Annotated in this window: 5 protein-coding genes; all 5 read left to right on the forward strand. The window is 61.3% G+C overall.

Annotated features, from left to right (window positions below):
* Positions 1 to 213 precede the first annotated feature (213 nt).
* A complete protein-coding gene (locus EN964_RS20710; protein WP_127271570.1) occupies positions 214 to 2,091 on the forward strand; it encodes an extracellular solute-binding protein in 1,878 nt (625 codons plus the stop codon).
* Entirely contained in the window at positions 2,091 to 3,959 is a 1,869-nt protein-coding gene (locus EN964_RS20715; protein ID WP_127269783.1) for an extracellular solute-binding protein, read from the forward strand. The genes EN964_RS20710 and EN964_RS20715 overlap by 1 nt, the downstream gene beginning before the upstream one ends.
* Positions 3,960 to 3,989: 30 nt before the next feature.
* Positions 3,990 to 5,087, forward strand: a complete 1,098-nt coding sequence (locus EN964_RS20720; RefSeq protein ID WP_127269782.1) for a microcin C ABC transporter permease YejB — start codon at positions 3,990 to 3,992, stop codon at positions 5,085 to 5,087.
* Positions 5,087 to 6,232 carry an ABC transporter permease gene (locus EN964_RS20725; RefSeq protein WP_127271572.1) on the forward strand — a complete coding sequence of 382 codons (1,146 nt, stop codon included), beginning with the start codon at positions 5,087 to 5,089 and terminating at the stop codon, positions 6,230 to 6,232. The genes EN964_RS20720 and EN964_RS20725 overlap by 1 nt, the downstream gene beginning before the upstream one ends.
* On the forward strand, positions 6,229 to 6,427 hold a 199-nt coding region (locus EN964_RS20730), incomplete at its 3' end, for an ATP-binding cassette domain-containing protein (RefSeq protein WP_127276691.1). The genes EN964_RS20725 and EN964_RS20730, both read left to right, overlap by 4 nt.

The raw sequence follows: 6,427 nt of genomic DNA on the forward strand, positions 1-6,427 counted from the left end.
GCAGGCGCCGGCCGCTCCCGCCGCCCCGGCTCTGGCCGCACCGGCGCCTGCCCAATAGCCAGATATCATCTCGACGACCTTGAAAAAGCCGGGTTCAGCCCGGCTTTTTTGTTGGGAAAACCGCATAGGCGGCGACAAAGCCGCGCATGGCGGTTTTCACGAGCGCCAAATCATCTAGATTGCCATGAACGGGCATTGCGAAGAGGATAGTGCATGACGGTTGGCCGAACGCTTCTCAAGTCGTTGCTGGCGGCAGCCCTTCTGGCGGCGGGCTTGCAGGCTGCCCGCGCCGACGAATGGCGCACCACCTCATCGCTGATCGGCGAGTCCAAATACGGCGCCAATTTCCAGCACTACGACTACGTCAACCCGAACGCGCTCAAGGGCGGCACGCTGAATTCGGTGGTGCCAGGTACATTCGACAGCTTCAATCCCTACGTGGTCCAGGGATCACCGGCCGCCGGCCTCGTCGGGTTTGGCGGCGGCCTGCTCTACGACACGCTGATGGAGCAGGCGACCGATGAAGGCAGCACCAGCCATCCACTGATCGCCGATGCCTACAAATATCCTGATGATTATTCCTCCGCGACCTACCGGCTCGATCCGCGCGCCAAATGGCATGACGGCCAGCCGATCACCGTCGATGACGTGATCTGGTCGTTTCATGTGCTGAAGGCCAACAGCCCGCAATACAGCCGCTATTTTGAGAATGTCACCGATGCGGTGGCGATTTCGGATCGCGAGGTGGAGTTCCATTTCAACCAGAAGGGCAATCGCGAACTGCCCAAGATCATCGGCGACCTTGCCGTGCTGCCGAAACATTGGTGGGAAGGCACCGATGCCAACGGCAAGAAGCGGGACGTAACCAAGCCGACGCTGGAAATTCCGCTCGGTTCGGCCGCCTACAAGATCACCAGCTTCAAGCCGGGTTCGGAAATCATCTGGCAGCGTGTGCCGGACTATTGGGCGGCCAAGCTGCCGGTGAAGATCGGCCGTGAGAATTTCGACACCCGACGCTACACCTATATTCTGGACGACAACGCTGCCTGGCTCGCCTTCACCAAGGGTGGGCTGGAAGACATCAACCGCGAATACAGTTCGCGCAAATGGGCGACGGCTTACAATTTCCCGGCATTCCAAGCCGGCGATGTCATCAAGAAGGATTTCCAGACCCAGGCGCCGGAACCGATGCAGGGCTTCGTCCTCAACCAGCGGCGGCCGCTGTTCCAGGACCGGCTGGTGCGTGAAGCGCTGACCATTCCGTTCGATTTCGAGAGCATGAACCGCACACTGTTCTTCGGCTTCAACACCCGCACGTCGAGCTATTTCCAAGGCACCGAACTGGCCTCGAACGGGTTGCCGCAGGGCAAGGAACTGGAAATCCTGGAAAAATACCGAGACAAGCTGCCGCCCGAACTTTTCACCCAGGAATTCAAGCTGCCGGTTTATGATTCACCGCAGGCGGAACGGAAGTACCTGAAACAGGCGGTCGATCTCTTCGCCAAGGCGGGCTGGGTGATCAAGGGCGGCAAGATGGTCAATGCCAAGACCGGCGCGCCGTTCAAGTTTGAAATCCTCGGTTGGAACGACACCGACCAGGTCATCGCCAGCCCCTACATCGCCAATCTGCGCAAGATCGGCGTCGACGCCACTTTGCGCATCATCGACCAGACGCAGTACATCAACCGCGTCAACAATTTCGATTTCGATGTCGTTACCGGGATGCTGCAGCAGTCGGAATCGCCGGGCAACGAGCAGCGCGACTTCTGGAGCTCGAAAGCTGCCGACTCGCCCGGTTCGCGCAATCTGATGGGCATCAAGGACCCGACCGTCGACGCGCTGGTCGATCGCATTATCTTCGCGACCGATCGCGACGATCTCGTCGCCGCCACCCATGCGCTCGACCGCATCCTGCTGTGGAACTTCTACGTGGTTCCCCAATATTACCGGTCGGCGGTGTGGCTGGCCTATTGGGACAAGTTCAAATTCCCCGACAAGCAGCCTGCCTATGCCGGAGCCGACATCGATTCCTGGTGGATCGACCCGGACAAGGAGAAGGCGCTGGCGGCCAAATACAAGGGTGGCAATTGATGGCGGCCCTTGCCCGCCGCGACTTCCTGGCCCTGGGCAGTGCCGCGGCAGCCGCCGCCTTGTTGCCCGGCCGGGCCTTCGCCGAAATTGCGACCGGCACCAAGCTGCATGGCCTGTCGGCCTTCGGCGACCTCAAATACAACCCCGATTTCGCGCATTTCGACTACGTCAATCCGGACGCCCCAAAAGGCGGCCAGATGAATTTCGCGCCGCCGAACTCGACCCTCAATCAGAGCTTCCTGACCTTCAACACCCTGAATTTCCTGGTGTTGAAGGGAGAGGCTCCGCCGCGCGCCGAACTCTGTTTCGATTCCCTGATGACAAGCGCGCTCGATGAGCCGGATGCGGCCTACGGCCTGCTCGCCGAAACCGTTACCCTGTCGCCAGACCGCAACGGTTTCCGCTTCGCCCTGCGACCGCAAGCGCGTTTCCATGACGGCTCGCCGCTGACCGCGGACGACGTTGTCTTCGCGCTGAAGCTTTATAAGGACAAGGGCCATCCGAACCTTTCCCAGGCGTTGCGGTACATGACCGACGCGGTTGCGGTCGATCCCGCCACCGTCAACCTCACTTTCAACGGCGAACAGTCAGCGCAAAACATCCTGGCGATCGTGGGGATGCCGATCGTCTCCAAGGCCTTTTATACGGCCAATGATTTCGATGCCTCGACCATGACACCGCCGCTTGGCTCGGGTCCCTACAAGATTGGACGCGTGGCGGCCGGACAGACTGTCGAATATGACCGCGTGGCCGACTATTGGGGCCGCGATCTCCCAGTGAACCGCGGCCTCTACAATTTCGACCGCATCCGCATCGACTTCTATCTTGACCGGCAGGCGGCGTTCGAAGCCTTCAAGAAAGGCGACACGCATTTTCGCGAGGAATTCACCTCACGGGTATGGGCGACCGGATATGACTTTCCGGCGCTGAAGGACGGCAAGGTCGTCAAACGGGAATTTCCCGGCGAGAAGACGCCGGACATGCAGAGCGTCGCACTGAACCAGCGTCGTCCGCAATTCCGCGATGAGCGGGTGCGGCGGGCGATCGCCAGGTGCTTCGATTTCGAATGGATGAAGCGGGCCTTGTTTTACGGCTCCTACGAGCGTTCTCAATCGAACTTCGAACGGTCGGATTACAAGGCCGAAGGCCTGCCCTCGCCTGAGGAATTGGCCCTGCTGGAGCCGTTCCGGGCCGAATTGCCGCCAGAGGTTTTTGGTGAAGCGGTGACGCAGCCCCTTTCCGACGGTTCGGGCCATGACCGCAAGCTGCTGGGCGAGGCTTCGAGATTGCTTGCGCAGGCCGGCTGGAAGCGCGATGGCAGTTTCGTCGTCAACGACAAGGGTGAGCGGCTGCGGGTCGAAATGCTGGCGGAGGACGACGGCATCGTTCGCATCTACACCCCTTGGTCCGAGAATATGAAGGCGATCGGGATCGACGCATCGATCCGGCAAATCGATTCGGCGCAGTATGAGCAGCGGCACAGCAATTACGACTTCGATCTTGCCTTGCTGCATTGGTCGATCGGGGCGACGCCGACCGACGACAGCCTGCAGATGCTCTATGATTCCCGGATGGCGAAAATCCCGGGGCAGCGCAACTATCCGGGCACGGAAAGCAAGGCCATCGACGCCCTGATCGCGGCAGCCGGCAAGGCGAAAGACCGTATAGAACTCGTCACGGCGCTCAGAGCGCTCGACCGGGTCTTGCGCGCGCGGCTGGACTGGATTCCAACATACTATCTGGCGAATCACCGCGTCGCCTATTGGGACATGTTCGGCTTTGTCGAACAGAAGCCCGATTTCGGCTTTCCGGTCGAGACGCTGTGGTGGTTCGATAAGGGCAAGGCGGCAAAAATTGGCAAAGGCTGAGATGTTCGCTCAAGCGGGGCAAAAGGCCTGATGGGCGCCTATATCCTGCGCCGCATCCTGTTGATGATCCCGACCCTGTTCGGCATCATGGCGATATCCTTCGCCGTCATCCAGTTCGCCCCCGGCGGTCCGGTCGAACAGGTCATCGCCCGGCTGACCAATCAGGGCGGCAGCGACCGCCTCGGCGGCGGTGGCGGCGACGCGGGCGCTGGCAGCAATTTCGATGCAGCCGGTGACGTCAGTTCGAAATATCGCGGGGCGCAGGGGCTCGATCCGGAATTCATCAAGAAGCTGGAAAAGCAGTTCGGCTTCGACAAGCCGCCGCTCGAGCGCTTCGGCATGATGCTGTGGAACTATGCCCGCTTCGATTTCGGCGACAGCTATTTCCGCGACATTTCGGTGCTCGACCTGATCCTGGAGAAGATGCCGGTGTCGATCTCGATCGGGCTGTGGATCACGCTTTTGTCCTACCTGATCTCGATCCCGCTCGGCATCCGCAAGGCGGTCAAGGACGGCACTCCCTTCGACGTCTGGACCAGCGGCGTCGTCATTGTCGGCTATGCCATTCCGGGCTTCCTGTTCGGCATCATGCTGATGGTGCTGTTTGCCGGCGGGTCGTTCTGGGACTGGTTTCCGTTGCGCGGCCTCACCTCGGACAATTGGGATCAATTGTCCTGGTGGGGAAAGATCGTCGACTATTTCTGGCACATGACCTTGCCGCTGACCGCGCTGGTGCTGTCGGCCTTCGCCACCACGACGCTATTGACCAAGAACTCGTTCCTCGAAGAAATCCGCAAGCAGTATGTGGTGACGGCGCGGGCCAAGGGCCTGTCGGAACGGCAGGTGCTCTACGGCCACGTCTTCCGCAACGCCATGCTGATCGTCATCGCCGGCTTTCCCGGCGCCTTCATCTCGGCCTTCTTCACCGGCTCGCTGCTGATCGAGAACATCTTTTCCCTCGACGGCCTCGGCCTGCTCGGCTTCCGGTCGGTGGTCGAGCGCGACTATCCCGTGGTGTTCGCCAATCTTTACATCTTCTCGCTGCTCGGGCTGTTCGTCGGTCTCTTGTCCGACCTGCTCTACACCTGGGTCGATCCGCGCATCGATTTCGAGCGGAGAGACATCTGATGTCGGAGGCTACAGTCCCCGTGGACGCGGCACCCGCGCGGATCAAGCGGCCGTTTCTGTCGCCGCTCAACAAGCGGCGCCTGCAGAACTTCAGAGCCAACCGGCGCGGCTACTGGTCGCTGTGGATCTTCCTCGTCCTGTTCGTGCTGTCGCTGTTTTCCGAGTTCATCGCCAACGACAAGCCGATCATCGCCTCCTACAAGGGCGAGATCCTGTTTCCGGTGCTGGTCGCCTACCCCGAGGAAAAATTCGGCGGTTTCTATGCCGTCACCGATTATCGCGACCCGGTCATCCAGGACGAGATCAACGCCAATGGCTGGATGATCTGGCCACCGGTGCGCTACTCCTATCAGACCGTCAACAACGCCATTCCGGAAGCAGCGCCGGCCAGGCCGTCTTGGCAGTATGACGCCACGAAGCGCTGCAACCAGTATCCGAAGGGTGCCGCCGACCCCGCCTGCATCGTCGGCAACTGGAATTGGCTCGGTACCGACGACCAGGCGCGCGACGTGCTGGCGCGCGTCATCTACGGCTTCCGCATTTCGGTGCTGTTCGGCCTGATCCTGACCGCCGGCTCGGCCTTGATCGGCGTCGCGGCCGGCGCCGTGCAAGGCTATTTCGGCGGCTGGACGGATCTCTTGTTCCAGCGTTTCATCGAAATCTGGTCGGCGATCCCGGTGCTCTATCTCCTGCTCATCGTCGCCGCCATCCTGCCGCCGGGCTTCTTCATCCTGCTCGGCCTGATGCTGCTGTTCTCCTGGGTGGCGCTGGTCGGCGTGGTGCGGGCCGAGTTCCTGCGCGCCCGCAATTTCGAATATGTCAACGCGGCCCGGGCGCTCGGCGTGCCCAACCGCACCATCATGTTCCGGCACCTGCTGCCCAACGCCATGGTGGCGACATTGACCTTCATGCCCTTCCTGCTCTCAGGCTCGATCTCGACGCTGACCTCGCTCGACTACCTCGGCTTTGGCCTGCCGCCCGGCTCCGCCTCGCTCGGCGAACTGCTCAAGCAGGCGCAGCGGAACCTCAATGCGCCGTGGCTCGGCATCTCCGGCTTCGTCGTCATCTCGCTGATGCTGTCGCTGCTGGTCTTCGTCGGCGAGGCGACGCGCGACGCCTTCGATCCGCGCAAGACGTTCAGATGAGCGAAGCCCCCTTGCTCAGCGTACAGGACCTCAGCGTCGCCTTCAGCCAGGGCGGCGGCCAGTCGACGGCGGTCGACCACATCTCGTTCGACATCGCCAAGGGCGAGACGGTGGCGCTGGTCGGCGAATCCGGTTCCGGCAAATCGGTCTCGGCGCTTTCGGTGCTGAAGCTGTTGCCTTATCCAAGCGCCAGCC

The sequence above is a fragment of the Mesorhizobium sp. M7A.F.Ca.CA.001.10.2.1 genome (assembly GCF_003998575.1).
Lineage (GTDB): Bacteria > Pseudomonadota > Alphaproteobacteria > Rhizobiales > Rhizobiaceae > Mesorhizobium.